This is a genomic window from Lachnoclostridium sp. (genome assembly GCF_031997925.1).
Taxonomy (GTDB): domain Bacteria; phylum Bacillota; class Clostridia; order Lachnospirales; family Lachnospiraceae; genus Lachnoclostridium.
The window spans coordinates 75,633-96,291 of record NZ_DAMADT010000005.1 but is presented as its reverse complement, the minus strand read 5'-3'; the positions used below and the strand labels follow the sequence as shown (position 1 = coordinate 96,291).

Annotated in this window: 12 protein-coding genes; 9 read left to right on the top strand and 3 right to left on the bottom strand. The window is 34.6% G+C overall.

Annotation, left to right across the window (positions count from 1 at the left end; all coding sequences use genetic code 11):
• The first annotated feature begins 201 nt into the window (after nt 1-201).
• From RTP52_RS05520 to RTP52_RS05505, 4 genes are all read left to right on the top strand, one after another.
• A complete protein-coding gene (locus RTP52_RS05520) occupies nt 202-3,294 on the top strand; it encodes a hypothetical protein (RefSeq protein WP_312369753.1) in 3,093 nt (1,030 codons plus the stop codon).
• Nucleotides 3,295-3,824: 530 nt separating this feature from the next.
• The gene (locus RTP52_RS05515; RefSeq protein WP_312106824.1) at nt 3,825-4,766 is read left to right on the top strand and encodes a magnesium transporter CorA family protein; all 942 of its coding nucleotides are present in this window, start codon (nt 3,825-3,827) and stop codon (nt 4,764-4,766) included.
• Nucleotides 4,767-5,241: 475 nt separating this feature from the next.
• Nucleotides 5,242-5,952, top strand: a complete 711-nt coding sequence (locus RTP52_RS05510) for a response regulator transcription factor (protein WP_312369751.1) — start codon at nt 5,242-5,244, stop codon at nt 5,950-5,952.
• Nucleotides 5,953-5,975: 23 nt separating this feature from the next.
• A complete protein-coding gene (locus RTP52_RS05505) occupies nt 5,976-8,483 on the top strand; it encodes a sensor histidine kinase (RefSeq protein WP_312369749.1) in 2,508 nt (835 codons plus the stop codon).
• Between the two features lie 158 nt (nt 8,484-8,641).
• Here the strand turns inward: RTP52_RS05505 and RTP52_RS05500 are convergent, their stop codons facing one another.
• Nucleotides 8,642-9,505 (bottom strand): DegV family protein, encoded by an 864-nt coding sequence (locus RTP52_RS05500; protein WP_312100853.1) that lies wholly within the window; start codon nt 9,503-9,505, stop codon nt 8,642-8,644.
• Between the two features lie 735 nt (nt 9,506-10,240).
• On the opposite strand from RTP52_RS05500, the gene scfA reads away from it, so the two are divergent.
• Together scfA and scfB are read left to right on the top strand one after the other, a co-directional pair.
• Nucleotides 10,241-10,381, top strand: a complete 141-nt coding sequence (gene scfA, locus RTP52_RS05495) for a six-cysteine ranthipeptide SCIFF (RefSeq protein WP_066715760.1) — start codon at nt 10,241-10,243, stop codon at nt 10,379-10,381.
• A gap of 431 nt (nt 10,382-10,812) precedes the next feature.
• Nucleotides 10,813-12,225, top strand: coding sequence for a thioether cross-link-forming SCIFF peptide maturase (gene scfB / locus RTP52_RS05490; RefSeq protein ID WP_312100859.1), 1,413 nt, complete (start codon nt 10,813-10,815; stop codon nt 12,223-12,225).
• 94 nt (nt 12,226-12,319) lie between these two features.
• Here the strand turns inward: scfB and RTP52_RS05485 are convergent, their stop codons facing one another.
• On the bottom strand, nt 12,320-14,590 hold the full coding sequence (locus tag RTP52_RS05485; RefSeq protein ID WP_312369748.1) for a glycoside hydrolase family 95 protein: 2,271 nt from the start codon (nt 14,588-14,590) through the stop codon (nt 12,320-12,322).
• A 231-nt stretch (nt 14,591-14,821) separates the two neighbouring features.
• Here RTP52_RS05485 and RTP52_RS05480 point away from each other — a divergent pair, with 231 nt between their 5' ends.
• The 3 genes from RTP52_RS05480 to RTP52_RS05470 all read left to right on the top strand — a co-directional run bounded on the left by RTP52_RS05480 (nt 14,822) and on the right by RTP52_RS05470 (nt 19,176).
• Nucleotides 14,822-16,732 carry a family 43 glycosylhydrolase gene (locus tag RTP52_RS05480; protein ID WP_312369746.1) on the top strand — a complete coding sequence of 637 codons (1,911 nt, stop codon included), beginning with the start codon at nt 14,822-14,824 and terminating at the stop codon, nt 16,730-16,732.
• 263 nt (nt 16,733-16,995) lie between these two features.
• Nucleotides 16,996-18,777 carry a single-stranded-DNA-specific exonuclease RecJ gene (recJ, locus tag RTP52_RS05475; protein WP_312369744.1) on the top strand — a complete coding sequence of 594 codons (1,782 nt, stop codon included), beginning with the start codon at nt 16,996-16,998 and terminating at the stop codon, nt 18,775-18,777.
• An 84-nt stretch (nt 18,778-18,861) separates the two neighbouring features.
• The gene (locus RTP52_RS05470) at nt 18,862-19,176 is read left to right on the top strand and encodes a hypothetical protein (RefSeq protein WP_312100870.1); all 315 of its coding nucleotides are present in this window, start codon (nt 18,862-18,864) and stop codon (nt 19,174-19,176) included.
• Nucleotides 19,177-19,296: 120 nt separating this feature from the next.
• On the opposite strand, the gene RTP52_RS05465 is transcribed toward RTP52_RS05470, so the two are convergent.
• Nucleotides 19,297-20,160: an ECF transporter S component gene (locus RTP52_RS05465; protein ID WP_312100872.1), complete on the bottom strand. Its 864-nt coding sequence runs from the start codon at nt 20,158-20,160 to the stop codon at nt 19,297-19,299.
• Nucleotides 20,161-20,659: the final 499 nt, after the last annotated feature.

Sequence of the window (20,659 nt, the reverse complement as noted above, 5' to 3'; positions counted from 1 at the left end):
TAGATAATTAAGAAATAAAATGAGGCAAGAGAATGAAATAAATTAGACGAGTATAAAAATATATGAAGCAAGAGGTTGAAAAATAAATTAAGCAAGAGGATGAAAAATATATTAAGCAAGAGGGAGTTAGTTGTGAAAGGTACCGTGAAGTGTTTCAACTAAATTAAAAAACTTCGGATACACAAGATTGGAGGAGAAAATATGTTTGACAACAAAGGTAGATTTATCATAAGAAATTATACGAAAGGGAGTACTTTTTCAAGTTTCTTACCTGGAATTAGCGGGAAATACGGAGTTCCAATTTGGTGTTTTTATGTGAACCGGGGACAGGCAGTTACAAGTTTTGGCGTTCTAGATAAGGATCATTCCATTATGGAGTTTTATCCTGCTCATCAAGCTTATCAGATGACCAAAACCAATGGGTTTCGTACGTTTTTAAAGATTGATGGCTCCTATATGGAAGCATTCTCTGATGCTGAAAGAGAACATGCGATGTACATCGGGATGAACGAATTGGTATTAGAAGATAGAATTGATGATAAGATTTGTGTTACTGTTACCTATTTTACTCTTCCATATGTGGCTTTAGGTGGCTTAGTTCGAAAAGTGACTGTTAAAAATATTGGAAATACAGAGCATATGGTGGAATTACTAGATGGTATGCCTTCTTTAATTCCATATGGAGTAAGTCTTAATTCTATGAAAGAAATGGGACAGACGACGAAAGCATGGATGCAGGTTGAGAATTTATCAGAGCGTATACCATTTTTTAAAGTGAGAGCTAGTATGGAGGATTCCGCCTGTGTACAGGAAGTAATTGGAGGTCATTTTTCCTTTGCATATGATGGCAAGGAGCGTTTACCAGTGCTGGTCGATCCCTATGTTGTTTTTGATTATGATACCTCTCTTACGGATGCAATTGGCTTTAAAGAAGGAGATTTAAAGGATTTGCTTAGGAAGAATCAGGTAGTAACTAATAATCTTCCTTGTAGCTTTTTTGCTAAGCAGAAATTATTATTGCCAGGCGAAGATTTTACAATCCATGAGGTGATTGGGCAAGCACAGAGCATTAAGTTAGTTCGAGATTTTGCTGCTCGCTGTGAGGGTGAAGAGTATTTTAGGAAAAAATACGAAGAGGCAATCTCCTTAACAGACGAACTTTGTAAGGGAATTGAGACGAAAACTGCGTCACCTGCGTTTGATGCCTATTGTAAGCAAACCTATCTTGACAATATCTTACGTGGTGGTTATCCGATAAAGTTAGGAAAGGATAAAATATTTTATCTATATTCTAGAAAACATGGAGATATCGAGAGAGATTATAATTTCTTTAGTATGCTACCTGAATACTATTCTCAAGGAAATGCAAATTTTAGAGATGTCAACCAAAACAGACGTTGTGACGTGTTATTTTCACCATTTGTTGAAAAAGAGTGTATCAAAACTTTTTATAACTTAATTCAAATTGATGGTTACAATCCATTGGCTGTGCAAAAAGCTACGTTTTTTATTCCAAATGAGAAAATAAAAGAGGTTGTATCAATGCTACCAATTAAGGAAAAGGAGAGTGGCTACAATTTCTTTCAAAACTCTTTTACTCCAGGAAGTTTCTTAGGATTTCTAGAACAATATGGCTGCTTAGATAGGAAAATGCTAGAGGATACTTTATCGTCTGTGATGGAGTTATCTGAAAGTGAAATCGCAGCTTCCTTTGGAGAAGGATACTGGGTAGATCATTGGACTTATAATTTGGATTTGATAGAAGCTTATCTGTCAATTTATCCAGAAAGAGAAGAAGAGTTATTTTATAACGATACTACCTATACATATTTTGAAGCGAAGGCTATCGTAAAAAGAAGACAAAGCCGTTATGTAGAGACTAAAAATGGACTTCGCCAATATCAATCGTTAGATAAGTTAAGTAAAAAAGATGTGGAGCATAAGCAATTACGCCGCGAATATGGAAAAGGTTCGGTGTACGAAACCTCCCTTTTAGAAAAACTTCTATTATTAATCTCATTAAAATTCGCTACCCTTGATAGTGAAGGAATGGGAATTGAGATGGAAGCAGGAAAACCTGGATGGTATGATGCTCTAAATGGTTTACCAGGAATCTTTGGTTCTTCTATGTGTGAGACGATAGAACTGGAAAGAATGATAACGTTTGTTTTTTCAATTGTGAATCGTTACCCTAACAATATTCCTGTAGCTCTGGAAATTAAAGAACTGATGGAAAAAATAAATGAAGTATCAAGTAGAAATATCACTTCCATGGAGGCATGGAATTTAAAGAATGATATCAAAGAAAATTACAGAGAGAAAACAAAGTTTGGTATTGAGGGAACAAAAGTGCTTCTATTAGTGGAAGATATCAAAGCAATGCTTACTTCTTGGTCTTTCATTGTAAAGAATGGAATACAGAAAGCGGTAGAGCTTGGAAAAGGAATCTGTCCTACGTATTTCTACTACAAGGCAAAGGAGTATGAAAAGAATGAGGACGGAATCTTCGTTACAGAGTTTGAACTCATTACAATGCCTTATTTTTTGGAAGGTCCAGTACGTTATTTAAAGTTAGAACAAAGCAAAGAGGAAAAGAAGGCTTTATATAATGCAGTAAAAGCGAGTAATTTGTATGATCGTAAGCTTAAGATGTACAAGGTGAATGAATCACTACATAAGGCGTCGTTTGAAGTAGGGCGCTCCACCGCATTTACCCCGGGGTGGCTTGAGAATGAATCTATATGGCTTCATTTGGAATATAAATACTACTTAGAGTTATTAAAGTCTGGACTATATGAGGAATATTTTGAAGATTTTAAGGATGGGCTAATTCCTTTTCTTGATGAAAAGATGTATGGAAGAAGTATCTTAGAGAACTCTTCTTTCTTAGCAAGCAGTGCAAATCCTGATGAAAAGATTCACGGGAAAGGTTTTGTAGCAAGACTCAGTGGTTCCACCGCTGAATTTATTCATATGTGGCAGATTATGATGTTTGGCCATAAACCATTTCGCTACGAAATGGAAGAACTTCATCTATCCTTAGAACCAATCTTACCAGAGTATTTAATAGATGAAGATGGCGTAGTAAAGGCAACCTTTCTTGGAAAGATACCAGTAAGCTATCAGATGTCTAAGAAGAAAGCCTTATTACCTGGAAACTATCAAGTAGAAAGTTATACACTACAGTATCAAGGCGGGGAAACAAAACTAATTTTAGATTCCAAGCTTCCAAACAATGAATCGCTTGATGTTAGGGAAGGTAGAGTAAAAAGTATCTGCGTTTCAATCCGATAAAGAAGCTTATATACAGATAAGCAGGTTAATCAATATGTACTTAATTTATAGTATAGTTTGCTTATTAAATCGAATGAAACAAGAAAAAGAATGATTGCGAACTTATCCTTATCATGAATAAAAGGAAAAAGGATAACAGAAAGGGGTATGGTATACCATTTCTGTTATCCTTTTTACTTATATTGTTATGTAATGTGGTTTATACTTTAGGTAGGGTGATATTCCGTGTGAAAGCATATTTCATATATAGTTATGCCGGGAGGGAAAATTTGCCTTTAAAATACAAAAAAATCATATAAAATGAAACCTTTGCTTGTAATTTCCACTAAAATATTTATAATATAGTTTATCGGAATTTGCAAAGCAAATTTCGATAAAAAGGCGCGTTTTATGCGCCGTAAATCTAATGAGAAGAAGTGCGAAGAACTTCTTAGAGTATAGTTTATCGGAATTTGCAAAGCAAATTTCGATAAAAAGGCGCGTTTTGTGCGCCGTAAATCTAATGAAAATATTGAAAGGGGGCAAAAACGTTGCTTCAAATTTATAAAACCATTGAAGGTACGTTAAAGCAGATAGAAGACTTTGAAGAAAATGTATGGGTGAACTTAACAAACCCTTCCCCCGAGGAGATAGCATTTGTCTCCAGTAAGACTGGAATCGAAACGGACGATATCAAAGCTTCTTTGGATGATGAAGAGGCATCTCGTATTGAGGTTGAAAATAAATACACCTTAATTTTAATTGACATAGCGACCAAAGAAACACGACATGGTAATGAATTTTATACCACGATGCCATTGGCTATCATATTGGCAGAGAAAGCGATCGTTACGGTATGTTTGGAAGATACCATAGTATTAAAGCCATTTATGATGGACAAAGTAAAAGAATTTAGTACAGCTAAAAAAAGCCGATTTTTATACCAGATATTATATAGCAGTACAACAGTTTATCAGAATTGTCTTAGAACAATTAATAAAAAGAGAGAGGCAATTGAAGCAAGACTGAGTAAGCATACAAAAAATGGTGATTTAATTGAGCTACATGAATTAGAGACTACCTTAGTATATTTTGCAACTTCACTTCGAGTAAATGGTGTTGTACTTGATAAACTGTCACGCAATGAAAGGATAAAATCTTATCCAGAAGATCGAGAATTATTAGATGATGTAATCATAGAAAATAAGCAGGCGATTGAGATGTCAGGAATTTATCGAGATATTATCAATGGTACTAGAGAATTATTTGCATCTGTAATTGATAATACCTTAAACTCCGTTATGAAGCTGTTAGCATCCATAACGGTAGTAATGTCAATACCGACGATTATTTCAGGACTTTATGGAATGAATGTGGATACAGATGGAATGCCATTTGCTCAAAGCGATTATGGATTCTTAATTGTTTGTTTAATTACGTTTGTTATATGTATAATTACTCTCATAATATTAAAGAAGAAAAAGTTACTGTAATTAGTTTACGTTCGCGAACTTTCGTTGTCATAAATTTGCGTGAAATACTTTATATTTCACGCAAATCTAAAGGAGATACATATATAAAGCCAACACTATTTTTCTTGCCTAATGTTTAGGTGATTCTATTGTTTATTTAACTCTTTGATAAACTATAGATAGAAGCTTTTATTAGGGCAAGAAAAAGTTATGTGTTGGCTTAATTTTTTAATGGAAAGCAAAATACTAAAAATATTAAGAATTTCTTTCGTTTTACAACAAGGTGTTTTATCGACTTATCATATATGATAAGCTTAATGAGTAATTGAAGGAGTATTATAACTATAGTAAAGTGTGAAGTAAAGATATTTTATACTTTTTATTTATGACAAGGATAAGTCCGTGAAGTATACATTTTCTTGTTTATGACAGTACAATTAGCGGTACTAGATTTTATGAGATAAAAATTCGTAAATTGGCATTGGAGGAATAGAACATGGAATCATATCACGTATTAATCGTTGAAGATGATAAAGAAATCCTAGAAGGAATAGGAATCTATTTAAGAAATCAGGGTTATACCGTATTTCAGGCAGAGAACGGGAAGAAGGGGTTGGAAATTATCCAAGATGAAACCATACACCTTGCGATTGTTGATATTATGATGCCTGTTATGGATGGTATCACCATGACCATGAAGTTAAGGGAAAGATTTGATTTTCCTGTTATTATGCTATCTGCAAAATCTGAGGAAATTGATAAAGTAACTGGACTAAATATTGGTGCAGATGATTATGTGACCAAACCCTTCACACCAATGGAGTTAATGGCCAGAGTTAATTCACACCTTCGCCGTTATTCGAGATATCTAAAGGCGGTAGATTCCAAGGAAGAGAAAGAACCTGAGAATTATTATGCTGTAGGGGGACTGGAATTAAATGAGGATACGGTAGAGGTATCTGTAGATGGAAGAGGTGTGAAGTTAACACCGATTGAGTTTAAGATTTTACTTCTATTAATAAAAAATCCTGGCAGGGTATTTTCACCCGATGAAATTTATGAGCGAGTTTGGAACGAAAAACCAATCACGACCGATACCATTATGGTACACGTTAGAAGAATCAGAGAAAAAATTGAAATTAATCCAAAAGAACCAAAGTATTTAAAGGTTGTTTGGGGAGTTGGATATAAAATCGAGAAATATTAGAAATATCAGTGGAGGTATCAATAATGGATTCAATAAATAATCAAGAAAGAGAAGAGCAAGTAACACAGGCAAATGGGAAATCTCCATTACTTGGAAGTGTTATCGGTATATTGCTAGCGATAGTTTTACTGCTTGGAGTAAGTATCACAGCTGTAGATGTTGCAAAGCAACTCTGGGAAAATAGAAAAGAACAAATGGAAGACATACGATTTGATGATCTATTGGAATCGGGTTATGGTCTATACTTAAGCGTCATGGAACAACGAAATAATACTTATTCAATAGATCCCATTGATATTTATCTTCCAAAACTAAAGCAAATCAGAGAAGAATATAGAAAAAAACAAGAGGAGATAGATAAGAATCAAGCATTAAATGATAAAGAAAGTTTAAACAATAAAGAAAGCTCAAACAATAAAGAAAGCTTAAATAATAAAAATGGTTCCAATAATGTTGACCTAAATGAGAACCTTGACTCAAATAGTAAAGTAGATCTAATCGATCAAACACAGTCGGACAGTAATATTGAAAATCATATTGACGATTATCCAGATGATGGTTTTGATTACAATATGGAAGAAAATATGAATAATCAAATTTCAGAATACGAGTTTCATGGAGACGAGATTAATAGTTTTAATGAAAATATCTATTCCTTGAGAAATCACTTATATTATAGCCACTCTTTAGACTTTGCAATCATTGATAGAAACAATAATAGCTATGGAGAAATCTCAGGTAATGAAGATTTCTTAACCTATTTATTAGAAAGTTCCTCTGGCGACTCTGAGATGGAAGAGAAGTTAAAGGATACTTATGTTGGATATCTAGTAGTTGAGTATGATAGTAATGGGAGTGCATCGATTCAAAAATCCTACGGAATTGATGTAGAAAAAGTATCCAGCATTCTTAAGAATGAAAGATTAGAAAATAATTCGTCCTATTTATATCGCGATAAAACATATCTTGATCTCAAGCCAGAAGATATTTCTTTTGTTGAGCCGACGAATGTTGCTATGGTATATGCCATAAATAAAAATTATCAAGGATTTTTAGATCATTCTTATAATTTTTTTGTGGATTATAATGAGAGTCAGATGCATGGGTTGATTATATTAATAAGCGTAGCGATTGGTGTTGTGGTTTTATTAGGAATTATCCTTTTTTGTATTCGCCCCTTGGGGATTGGAAATGGTTTCTTAAGTAAAATACCACTCGAAATTGACGCGTTATTTATCATTGGAATTGTTTTTGCGACAATTGGGATAGCTTATATTAGTTCGTATTATCCAAGTGGCGCCATTGAAGAATATCTTGAAAATGTTAACTTCTCTCCTTTTTATGCAAGACTGTTTACCAATATTGCAATGTATGGAGGTTGGTTTCTTTATCTTGGAAGTATTTATTTAGTGTTAATATCCGTTCTACAACTATTCCGTAAAGGATTGAAACGTTATCTAATTGAAAATGTGTTATTCATCCGCATCTTTGCATATATAAATCGTAGAATTGGACGTTTGGTAAAGTCAATTCTTTCAGTAAATTTAAGTGATGGTGTGAATAAAACAGTATTAAAATATGTTATCATTAACTTCCTAGTCATCTTAATTATGTGTAGTATCTGGTTTTTTGGTATCCCAGTACTTGTGTTGTACTCGATTGTCTTATATTATTTTGTAAAAAAATATCTGACAGATTTAAAAGATAAGCATGACTATCTACTTTATGTTACTCATCAGATGGCAGAAGGTAATCTTGAAGTACCAATTGAAAAAGATCTAGGTGTATTAAAACCACTTGGTGATGAGCTTAGTAAAATTCAACATGGATTTAAAAGAGCGGTGGATGAAGAAGTGAAGAGTCAGAATATGAGAACGGAATTAATCACGAATGTTTCTCATGATTTAAAGACACCATTAACGGCAATTATCACTTATGTAAATCTGTTAAAAGAAGATAACCTAACGAAGGAACAACAGAAGGAGTATATAGATACCCTTGACCGTAAGTCGTTACGGTTAAAGCAATTAATCGAAGATTTATTTGAAGTAAGTAAAATTAACAGCAATAACATAACCTTAAATCCGGTGGAAGTTGATCTAGTAGAATTAATAAAGCAGGTTCAATTAGAACTTAGTGATCGTTTTGAAGAGGCTGGAATCGAAGTTCGTACTCAGTTTCCGGAAGAGAAAGTAATCTTGATGCTTGATAGCCAAAGAACTTATCGAATATTTGAAAATCTATTTGTAAATGTAATTAAGTATGCATTGCCCGGAACAAGAGCATATCTTACCGTACAATTACAGGATGCATCCGCCCAGATAACATTAAAGAATATTTCAGCGACAGAACTAAATCTAACGCCAGAAGAGATTAGTGAGCGATTTATTCGAGGAGATAAGTCAAGAAATACGGACGGATCTGGCTTAGGGCTTGCAATTGTAAAAAGTTTTATAGAGATTCAAGGCGGACTATTCCAGATTGTTATGGATGGAGACTTATTTAAGGTGATAATTCGATTTACTAGATAGTCAGTAAGTAATTTCTGCTTTTTACATGAAACAAGAAAATGCGCGATTATAAATTTCATTGCCATAAATAAGAATGCCAACTTCAAGTCTTATCTACCTTTTTATAGATAAGATTTAAGTTGGCATCAATTTTATATAGAAAATTGCTTATTCTATATTTACTTCTCACTACCCACAAAGAACAGTGCAACAGTTCCAGGACCAGCATGAGTACCAATGGTTGGACAGATATAATTTATCATAAAGTTAGTGATTCCTAATCTCTCCTTAATTAAATCTGCAACAAAATTTGCATCTTCAATGCAATCACCATGGCTAATGAATACAACATCATTTTCATATCCTTTGGTTTTTTGTTCCATATTATCAACCAAAGTGGTTAAAGCCTTTTTACGGCCTCTAACATTCGTAAGTGGAATTAAGTGACCTTCGTTATCTACATGAAGTACTGGTTTTACATTAATTAAAGTACCAATGATTGCTGTGGTTTTTGATACACGTCCGCCACGATGTAAGTGAAAGAGATTGTCTACTGTGAATTGGTGACAAATATGATTTTTATTCTCTTCAATAAAGTTAACTACTTCTTCTAATGATTTTCCAGCTTCTTTTAATTGAACTGCTTTATATACCAAAAGTCCTTGTCCCATGGAGGCACAACAAGAATCTACGACTACAATTTTAGCATCAGGGTTTTCATCGCATATTTCACGAGCAGTTACTGTAGCATTACTACAACTTCCGCTAAGAGCAGATGAAAAACTAATATGAAGGACATCGGCACCGGATTTTACTTGCTTTGTAAAGGATTCTAAAATAAATTCTGGATTGGAAGCCATAGTTGTTGGCATTAAGCCATTTTTCATTCTATCATAAAAATCTTTTGGATCAAGATTCTTATCACCACCGTAAATCTCTCCATCTAAATTATAGTATAATGGATGTATAAAAATATTATGTTCCTTCACGTATTCTAACGGAAGATCTGCAGTAGAATCAGTAGAAATAATAAAATCTCTCATAATGAATTCTCCTTTATATAAAATATTACTTTATTTATTGGTTACAGTATTTTTAGACATAATATAACTCAATACTGTAATATACACCTAAAAACTAAGTATCTTGCAAAAAAATAAAAATAAATTTATTTTCATTTTAGTTTCCTATAACAATCTTTAGATTCATTTTAGACTTAGTAGGAATATTCTTCTTGTTTTTCATGACAAGGAAAAGTTCACAAATCGCTACTTTTTCTTATTTTTCATATTTAATTAGAGTCACAATCCATTTATGTAATCGTTCTATTTTACTTAAATTTGCTTATTACAGATATAATACCGCATTGCATTAAAATAAAAAACTACATTCCAAATGAAATTAAAAGCTACATTGTATTAAATAAAATAACAAGTGGTTATTAATACTATATAATGTATTATACCATTCTGCTTTTGATAGTTCAAGTAATAACGACAATAAAAAAGTAGTAATTCACTATTATGAAAATTTATTTTCAGAAAGTTTCATTCCCAATAAGTTTCAATTTTTCAAAAAGTTTCAATCCCAAAAAGTTTCAATTTTCAAAAAATTTCAATTTTCAAAAAGTTTCAATTTTCATAAAGTTTCTTTTCATAAAATTTCTTTTTAAGAAAATTACATGTGCCAGAAAATTTTATATATCAAAAAAAACACTTTGCTATTTTACTAAACTATGATATAATATGGTAAGTTAACGATATTTAGGAGGCTACATAATGAAGCACATTAAAACTTTAAACACAAAGAATTTAAAAGATACGATGAAAAAAGGTGGATGCGGCGAGTGCCAGACTTCTTGTCAATCTGCTTGTAAAACATCTTGTACAGTAGGAAATCAGAGCTGCGAGAATAGATAATTACAGTCCTGATGCCATATCCGACAAGGACAGTATTTAACTGTCAGTATGGAATAAAAATGGAAACAAGAAAAAGCACGCTTCGCGAACTTTTTCTTGTGATGAATTAGTAAGCAGCGCGTATGTCGCTGCTTATTCCATGTTAAGGACATATAAGACGAGGAGTGGTTCATTACGAGGAAGTAGCAAAGCGGGTTCTGAGTATTTGCTTTGACATGAATCAGTCCTGGCCTTATATGAGATTTGTTTTGCTTTTCTTTAACATTAATTACTTGTAAGCTTAGCACAATCATTATGATAGAAAGTTTTAAAATTACTTTTTATAATAGTAAGGTCATTTGTTTTTTTGACATAAATGAAATGGCATAAGACATAGGATAGAAGAAGAGGCTTTGTCCTTATTAGGACTTACATTGAAAGGAGTAACAAAAGTGGTTCACCAGTATAAAAATAACGGTTACAACATCGTACTTGACGTGAATAGCGGAATGGTACATGTTGTAGATGATCTTGCATATGATATTATTGCTCTTTATGAAACTGAGAGCAAACAAAAAATTGTTGAAGAGATGTGGGATAAATACAACACAGAGAATAACTTTGATGTTTTAGTGAAGGATTATCCTGAGCTTACAAAAGATTCATTAAAGCAGGAAATCAGCAATATTTATGATGAAGTAACAAAAATGAAGGAAGATGGTAATTTATTTACCGAAGATATTTATGAAAATTATATCGGAAGCTTTAAGCAAAGAGAGACCGTTGTAAAAGCGTTATGCCTTCATATCGCTCACGATTGTAACCTCGCTTGCCGTTACTGTTTTGCAGAGGAAGGCGAGTATCACGGAAGACGTGCTTTAATGAGTTATGAAGTAGGAAAGCAAGCTCTTGATTTCTTAATCGCTAATTCCGGTAACCGTAAAAACTTAGAAGTTGACTTCTTTGGTGGAGAGCCATTAATGAACTTCCAGGTAGTAAAAGATTTAGTAGCATACGGAAGAAGTCAGGAAGAAATTCATAATAAAAAATTCCGTTTTACATTAACAACAAACGGCGTTTTATTAAATGATGACATTATAGAATTTGCTAACAAAGAAATGAGTAATGTAGTACTTAGTATCGACGGAAGAAGAGAAGTCAATGATAACATGCGTCCTTTCCGTAATGGAAAAGGTAGCTACGACCTCATTATTCCTAAGTTTAAAAAATTGGCAGATAGCAGAAATCAAACAAATTATTATGTTCGTGGTACTTTCACTCACAATAATTTAGATTTTTCTGAAGACGTTAAACACTTGGCAGAGCTTGGGTTTGAACAAATCTCAGTAGAGCCAGTAGTTGCTCAGGATGGAGAACCATATGCGATTACAGTGGAAGACCTACCAATCTTAATGGAGGAATACGATAAGTTAGCGAAATACATTATCGAAAGAAGAAAAGCAGGTCACTGGTTTAACTTCTTCCACTTTATGATTGACTTAACCGGTGGACCATGTGTTGCGAAACGTTTGTCTGGTTGTGGTTCAGGAACAGAGTATCTTGCTGTAACACCATGGGGGGATTTATATCCATGTCATCAGTTCGTTGGTGAAGAAGAATACTTAATGGGTACTGTATTTGATGGCGTAAAAGCTACCGATATAAGAGAAGAGTTTAAGAGTTGTAATGTATATTCCAAAGAAAAATGTAAGAATTGCTTTGCAAAATTCTATTGTAGCGGCGGATGTTCTGCCAATGCTTTTAAATTCCATGGAAATATCAATGATACTTATGATATTGGATGTGAGTTACAAAGAAAGCGTGTAGAATGTGCAATTATGATTAAAGCTGCTGAGGCAGAATAAGAAATTTAAGTGCATCGGAAGAAGTCATTAGGTGACTAACTCCGATGCACTTTTGATTGTTAAAATTAGAATAAATTGAGATAATTCCTGTTATTTAGAAAAATACGTTACAATCAACTTTATTTTCACCCTTTGTCAAATCAATCGTAACAGTTTTATCTTTATAATTTAATACTATGCTCCGAGGCTCTTTTGAGGTAAGAACAACAGACTTTAATTCTCCATTTGCATAGGTTAAGTTAGCTGTTAGACCATAGGTAGCTTTATACCCTAGGAAAGTCACATCCTTTATCTCATCGGGAAAGGCAGGAAGTAGGAATAAGGTGTTATTTCTATACTGGAATATCATTTCACAAATACCTGAAACACCGCCAAAGTTACCATCAATCTGAAATGGTGGGTGATTATCAAATAGGTTTGGAAGAGTACTTCCGATTAGGAGTGCTTTGACATTTTGATAAGCTAACTCACTTTCACCTAATCTTGCCCAGAAATTAATAATCCAAGCGCGGCTCCAACCGGTATGACCACCACCATGTTGCAATCTTCTTTCTAACGTCTTTTTTGCAGCTTCTGAAAGTATAGGAGTTTGCTCCGGAGTAATTTGCTTACCAGGGAATAATCCAAATAAATGTGAAATATGGCGATGGCCTAATTCTAATTCCTCGTATTCTTCATTCCACTCCATTATGGTACCGTTGCTATGTACTCTTGTCTCAGGTAATCGGCTAAGACAGTCTTCTACTGACTTGGTAAGCTCCTCATTCAGAGTTACTGTAACTTCTTTATGTTCTATAGAATTCTTAATGTCTAACAGTGTATTATATGCATCGATATAATGATGGAATAGCTCTCTCATGATTTGATGATCCATCGTACAACCAGCGCAGAGGTAGCCAATTTGTCCATTTGGATGGCGGTATTTATTTTCCGGGCTGGCAGTTGGTGATAAAATTAGACTATCATTTTCATCCTCAGTTAAAAATTCAGTCAGGAATAGGCAGGCATCTGAGAGAACAGGAAACATCTTGATTAAGAAATGGATGTCCTTCGTATATTCATAATGCTCCCAGATATGAAGGCAAAGCCATGCACCTCCTAGTACCCAATAGGTTCCAGGAAGCCAGTAATCCTGTGGTGCACAATCTCCCCATAGATCCGTATTATGATGAGCGACAAATCCATGACAGCCATACATCTTTTCTGCTGTAACTTTACCATTTCGATGCATACGTTTCAATAAATCAAAGAGTGGAAGATGAAGCTCCGGTAAGTTAAGTTTCTCAGCAAACCAATAATTCATCTCTGTATTAATATTAATGGTGAATTTACTTCCCCAAGGTGGTGTCATACTGTTATTCCAAATGCCTTGAAGATTAGCTGGAAGAGTACCCGGCCTGCTACAGCTAATGAGTAGATATCTTCCAAAATGAAAGTAATCTTCTAATAGTTTTAGATCACTTTGCCCCTTTCGCATTCTTTCAAGACGTTTGGCGGTATCCAAAGTGGTAACGTCAGCTCCTTCCTCTTTTGATGGAGTTAAGATGAAGTCGTTTCGGTTAAATAATCTCTGGTAATCTTTCTTGTGAGAACGTTTTAGTTCATCAAAATGTAATGACTTCACATCCATGAGATGAGATCTTACTTCATTCGTATAGTTTTCACTACGATAAGCAGTTCTGATGTCAAAAAGCAAAGTCACAGTTGTTGCTTCCGACACAACAAGGTGTGCTCCAATGGTTTGTACCTTACCATCACAGGAAGCAGCAGTAAGGCGGTTACAAAAAGGAATTCCTCCACGGTAAATTAGAGCTATTGAGTCGCCATCCTCACAAGATAAACGATCCATAAAATGAGGTCTTGATAAAAGAATGCTTAGATTTAATTTTTTAGGACCCTTACTGGTGAATCTCATTACAAAAACATCAGCTGGCGTACTAATCAGATGTTCACGTACAAAATTAGTTCCTTCAAAGTCATAGGAAACAGTTACGATTGCTTCGGATAGATTTAATTCCCTTTTATAGTTTGTAACTTCGCTATGTCCAGTTGTTATATGTATTTCTCCTGCGGTTTGGTAACAACGCATATTATCTGGGGTTCCGCTAAGTGAATGTAAAGTAGAATTTTGCGCTTCCTCCAAATTACCATCTGCAATCAGTGATCGAATGATTGGCAGATTCTTTTTTGCATCTGGATTATTTCGATCCATGGAATAGCCAGACCATATACTATCTTCATTTACTTGAATGACTTCATGTTCTGGTTTCCCATAAATCATTGCGCCAAGTCTACCATTGCCAAGAGGCAAGGCTTCATTCCAGTCTTTCGCTGGGTCTTGATACCATAAGATATGTCTTTGCATACAAGCATTTACTCCTTTACCTTATCTATTCTCCCAATGTAATACATAACTCCCCTATAGGTTATACCAAAAAGAGATGGAAATCAATAACAATTGGTAAAGACAAGATTTCTAGATATTATAGACTTGAAAGCAAAAAAATCTGTATTATTTTAAAATTATTCATGTTACACTGATATAGTAACTAAAAGGAACGACAGCAAAGCAAATACGTTGCTAAGGAGTAGAAGAATGACATTACGCGAGGCAATATTAAACAAAGATTTAGATATTGTGAAGGATCTGTTAGTAAAGGATCCAAATTCAATTGAGGATAGAACTGGAGGAGTATGGTTACCATTTTTGGCTGCCTCTCTAGGAGATTTAGAAATAGTACGGTATATTGTAGAATATTCCAGAGCAAGTTTTAATGAAACGGATGAATTAAACAGAAACGTACTTCATTATGGAGTTGAATCAGGTAACATATCGGTTGTTCGCTACCTAGTAGAAAGAGTAGGAATGTCACCGGTTTCTGGAGATATCAATCTAGTAACCCCATATGAAATAGCATACAAAAATAAAAATAGAGAAATTCTTTCCTTCTTTGAAGAAGTATGTGGAACACCATATGAACAGATGTACCATAACCCAATTCGTACTGGTATGCATCCTGATCCATCGATAATTTGTGTAGGAGATGACTTTTATATGGTTAACTCCTCCTTTATATTCTTCCCTTGTATTCCAATTTCTCATTCTAAGGACTTAATTCATTGGAAAGTGATTGGACATGCAATTACAAACCCAGAGTGGGCGTACTTAGATGAACTAGAAGGTGGACGTGGATATTGGGCACCAGACATTACTTATTATGAAGGAAAATACTATATTACCGCAACCTATCGTTTAAATGATACTGGAACTGTCTATCGAAAACAAATGGTTGTTTCTTCGGATAAACCGGAAGGTCCATATTGTGAACCAGTGTTTCTTGATGAAGATGGTATTGATCCATCTTTCTTTACAGAAGACGATGGAAGACGCTATATGTTATTAAATCGTGGAGCGAGACTATTTGAGATAAGTAAAGATGGAAAGAAACAGCTTTCCGAAGCCACCCTTTTGTATTATGGACATCAAAAGAGAGCGCCGGAAGGGTCTCATTTACTTAAAAAAGATGGTTGGTATTACCTCTTTCAGGCAGAAGGTGGAACCGGTCCAGGTCATCGTATCTCCGCCTCCAGATCCAAAGAACTATTTGGCGTATACACTCCATGCCCATACAATCCGATTATGAGACAGCAGGATGAAAAGGGAGCAATTCAGCGTTGTGGTCATGGAAAACCTGTGAAAACTCCGAATGGCGAGTGGTATATGGTTTACTTATGTGGTAGACAGTTAGACGGTGAATATAGCTTACTTGGACGTGAAACCGCGCTCGATCCAATCACTTGGACAGCAGATGGTTGGCCAATTGTGAATAATTTGGAGGGACCAAGTGTATTGCAAAAGCTGCCTAATCTAACACCATATATTCCTGAACCGGAATCGGATGATTTTGAAAATGGCATTTTAAGCAGTTTATGGGTATCTCCACGTGTACCAGAGAAGGATGCGTACACATTTGGTAATGGATACTTAAAAATACAGGGAAGTAAAAAAGATTTAGATACTACAGAGTCTAGAAATATCTTACTACGTAGACAACAAGACTTTCATTTTACTTTTGAAGTAACAGTAGGTGATGTTAGCCTTAACATCGGACAGGACTATGGTTTAACCTGTTATTATGATGAAAATACGTATCTTAAATTCGGTCTTTTTGAAACGAAAGAAGGTCTATTCTTACAGGTGGTGGAACACATTGATGAGGAGACGAAGATAAGCCTATCAACTAAGGTTACAAAAGGAGAGTACCGTCTTCGTATTGTGACAGAAGGGCTTAAGAGAAGCTTTTATTATCAGAACTTAGTAGAGAAAGAGGAAGCTAATTGGAGCTCCCTTGGTCAGCTTGATAGAGTTTATTATCTATGTGATGAAGGTATCAAGCGTGGAAAACGCTTTACCGGTGCAATGGTAGGCATGTATGCTCATGCTGGTGAGAACTCCTCCTTAACTGGTGAATTTAAAGACATTGTGTATCAAGGCATGGATCGATAGGAATCTTTAAGATAATAATTTTTCATAAGGACGAGGCATTCGCAGAACTTACTAATTGCGGGTGCCTCTTTTCGTATAAATCTTGCAAAATCAGACATGTTTTGATATGATAGCTTATCAGAAGTTTGTTTTTTACTTCCGAAAAAGGTGCGATTTTCGCACCATCGAATCTAACGAAAAGAACTTCTTATGGGATATTTATAACAAGGAAAAGTTCGCGAAGTGTGATTTTCTTGTTTAAGCTATAATGAATGGAGAGAAAAATGAAAGAAAAGTGGATGTTAGAGGCAAAGCGTGCTGATTTTGAGACATTGGCAAATCGTCTTGCTATCAGTCCGGTTTTGGCACGTATTATTGTGAATCGTGGTCTTTCTAAAGAGGACGATATAGAGCGTTACCTATCTTGTGATTTAACTGAGATGTATTCAGGGCTTATGATGAAGGGAATGGAACAAGCATGCAACCTTATTATAACAGCGATTGAAGAAAATCAGTTAATTGCTATAGGTACGGATTTTGATAATGATGGAATCTTATCTGGGCACAGCTTATCTACTGCCCTAAAAAGGCTTGGTGGGCGAGTAGTTGTCTATGCACCTGATCGAATTTCTGAAGGCTATGGCTTAAATAGGCGTATCGTCCGCGAAAGCTACGAAGCAGGTAGTCGACTTATCATAACTTGTGATAACGGGATTGCTGCTTTTGACGCAATTGATTATGCCAAAGAGCTAGGGATGACGGTCGTGGTAACCGATCACCATGAAGTTGCTTTTGAAGAGGATGAGAATGGTAATAGAACATTTTTACTTCCGAATGCCGATGTTGTGGTAAATCCTAAGCAAGAGGATTGTACGTATCCTTTTAAGGGTTTATGTGGTGCTGGTGTTGTATATAAGTTAATCGAAGTTTTGTATGAGAATTTCAAAGTACCAAAAGAGGCACTTTATGAATTATTAGAGTTTATTGCTATAGCAACAGTTGCTGACGTAATGGATTTGGTTTCAGAAAATCGGTTGATTGTAAAACATGGACTGAACTTATTAAGTCAGTCAAAAAATTTAGGAATACGAGCTCTTATTGAAGAGTGTGGTTTAGAACAAAAGCGAATTAGTGCTTATCATATAGGATTTGTGATTGGACCATGTTTTAATGCGGCTGGAAGACTTGATACGGTTGCTGTGGCTCTTGATTTATTGGATGCCAAAACAACAGAAGAAGCAAAGCAATTAGCAGTCTCCTTAAAGAAATTAAATGACAGCCGTAAGGATATGACGTTACAAGGTGTAGAACAGGCGATTGAACGAATTGAAACTTCAGATTTGATTCATGATAAAGTTTTAGTTGTGAAGCTAAGAGATACTCATGAAAGCTTGGTTGGAATTATTGCTGGACGTCTGAGAGAGCGTTATAACAAACCAGCACTTGTTTTTGTTGATGTAGAGCAAGGTGTGAAAGGCTCTGGTCGTTCCATTGAAAGTTACAACATGTTTGAAGAGTTATTAAAGTGTAAGGACTTATTGACAAAGTTTGGTGGTCATCCGATGGCAGCAGGGCTTTCGTTAAAAGCAGAAAATCTAGAAACTTTAAGAGATAGGTTAAACCATAATACGATCCTTTCTGAAGAAGACTTGATTCCTATTGTTCGAATCGATGTTCCACTTCCGATTGGTTATCTAAATGAAGCATTTTTAGAGGAGTTAGAGAAGCTTGAACCATTTGGAAAGGGAAATAATAAACCGGTGTTTGCAGAACAGCACTTTAAGATACGCCAAGCTCGTATTTTAGGAAAGAATCAGAATGTGTTAAAACTTAATATTATCAATTCCGAAGGTTTTGCGATGGATGCCTTGTATTTTGGAGATATTACAGAATTCAATGAGTTTGTCGAAGCGGAATATGGAAAAGAAGAAGTAAGAAAGATGTATCTTGGGCAATATAATGAGGTAGACTTAGCATTTACGTATTATCCTACACTCAATGAGTATATGGGGAATCGTACCGTACAAGTGATTATTCAAAATTATTGCCGAATCAAAAGAAGGTAAAAGTATCTATATAAAAACATAAGTCTGTTTGAAATATGAAACAAGCTTTGAATACAGCAAACATATACAGGAATGAGGTAACGTATGAACGAAGAATTACAAAACAGAGATATGGATTTACGCGAATTATTTGTTGCACAAAAATATGAAGCAATTATTGAGATCCTTAATTCAATGGAAGATGAGGACGTTTATGAGATTACAACTACAAATTGGAGTGTTGTAAAGAAATATAATGAAATGGAACGTGTTGATTTATTACGTCAGCATATTACATTCGTGGCATATACCAGCTTATTAGTGGAGTATGCAGGACAAAGAACATTGCTTCCAGAAGATGATTTTAAAGAAAAGTATAATTTATTTGAGGTAATCTTTGCGAAGTTACAGCTGGAATAAACTTAGTTTTGTATAAAAAGAAACAGGCATCTCTAGGAAATTAGTTTCCTAAAGGTGCCTGCTTTTTGATTCAATTTAGCATTCTCTTACTTTTCTGCTTTAATTCAGTTTAGCAATCTCTTACTTTTTTCCTACCTCTTTTGGTTCTTTTCTAAGAAACATATGAGCACTAATTAAAGCGGGACGTAGAGCATTATAAAGAAGTACTGCCATAATTGCTGAAGTTACAGCATTGACAAAGGTTGTTACTGCAGTTATCTTAGCCCAGTTAATTGCTAAGTCGCCTTGCACTCCAAGGATAATTTTTTTATAAAAGTAACCAACGACAGGGTCAGCGATTACGTTAAAGCCTAATCCCGCAACAGAAGCTACGATGGAAGCTGTTAAAATCTTTGACTTTTTGTTTAAGGTACTGATATGAAAAATCTGATGAGCAACAAAGCCAGTAATCAATCCGATACATAGTTTTAAGAAAAAAGTCTGAGGTGCTACGGTAAAATATTTACCACTCATTAAATCAGCAAGAGATAGTCCGACTGCACCAGCAAGACCGCCCCAGGAGCCACCGAGTAAAAGAGCTGCTACAACAACAAAAGTATTACCAAAATGAAATGCAGTACTTCCAGGACCTACTGGTATATCGATACGGAAGTAGCTAAACCCGATATAAGCTAATGCAGCAAAAAGGGCAGCTTGGGCAAGGGTAATAACATTCATTGATGATTTCGTGGCCTTGATGGCTGGCTTTCTTAATTGAATGACACCATTTACAAGAATGACGATTCCAAAAAGTAAGGCAATTAATCCGAAGATTAATAATTTATCGGCCTGGCTTACTTCAGTGGTTTCTTTTGAAAAATATCCGTAGATAATTGCTACAACGGATGCAATGGTTAGGATAGCTCCTATGATTAATGTAATAGGTTTGCTTTGACTTAAATTGGATTCCATATTATTTTGATTCATTGTTTTTATAGAGTTCATATATATCACTCCTATTATATTATTTATTTTCTATATGGTTTACTTAAACCATTCATTAGTTCTGATCAGCTTAGACGTATGTTATCACTAAACTGGTCGCATGAAAATGTCCAGTTTGAATGTTTTTAACCATACCAGATAATTATTAATTGATAAATAAGTGAAATTATATTCTATCATCATAGTAATAGAAACTTCGGAAATGATATCTTAGAATCACACTAAAATTACTTTGAAAGCGAAATGAAATATGATACAATAGTACTAGAAATTGGTTAAGTTTACTCACCTAAACTTGATATTTCATACTCATTTGGTGAATCCTAGAGATAGAAATGAAGAACAGGTTAGAAAAAATAAAAGAGGTAAAGTACCTCGTTATGTGTCTTCCTCTATTGTTAATGTCATCAAAATGGTTTGTGAAGGCAGTAGAAATAAAAAGTTAGTAGAAATAAAAAGTTAGTAGAAATAAAAAGTTAGTAGAAATAAAAAGTTAGTA

Coding starts and splice junctions, on each gene's coding strand:
- RTP52_RS05520 (WP_312369753.1), top strand. CDS start 202: ATGTTTGACAACAAAGGTAGATTTATCATAAGAAATTATACGAAAGGG.
- RTP52_RS05510 (WP_312369751.1), top strand. CDS start 5,242: ATGGAATCATATCACGTATTAATCGTTGAAGATGATAAAGAAATCCTA.
- RTP52_RS05505 (WP_312369749.1), top strand. CDS start 5,976: ATGGATTCAATAAATAATCAAGAAAGAGAAGAGCAAGTAACACAGGCA.
- RTP52_RS05500 (WP_312100853.1), bottom strand. CDS start 9,505: ATGAGAGATTTTATTATTTCTACTGATTCTACTGCAGATCTTCCGTTA.
- scfA (WP_066715760.1), top strand. CDS start 10,241: ATGAAGCACATTAAAACTTTAAACACAAAGAATTTAAAAGATACGATG.
- RTP52_RS05485 (WP_312369748.1), bottom strand. CDS start 14,590: ATGCAAAGACATATCTTATGGTATCAAGACCCAGCGAAAGACTGGAAT.
- RTP52_RS05480 (WP_312369746.1), top strand. CDS start 14,822: ATGACATTACGCGAGGCAATATTAAACAAAGATTTAGATATTGTGAAG.
- recJ (WP_312369744.1), top strand. CDS start 16,996: ATGAAAGAAAAGTGGATGTTAGAGGCAAAGCGTGCTGATTTTGAGACA.
- RTP52_RS05470 (WP_312100870.1), top strand. CDS start 18,862: ATGAACGAAGAATTACAAAACAGAGATATGGATTTACGCGAATTATTT.
- RTP52_RS05465 (WP_312100872.1), bottom strand. CDS start 20,160: ATGAACTCTATAAAAACAATGAATCAAAATAATATGGAATCCAATTTA.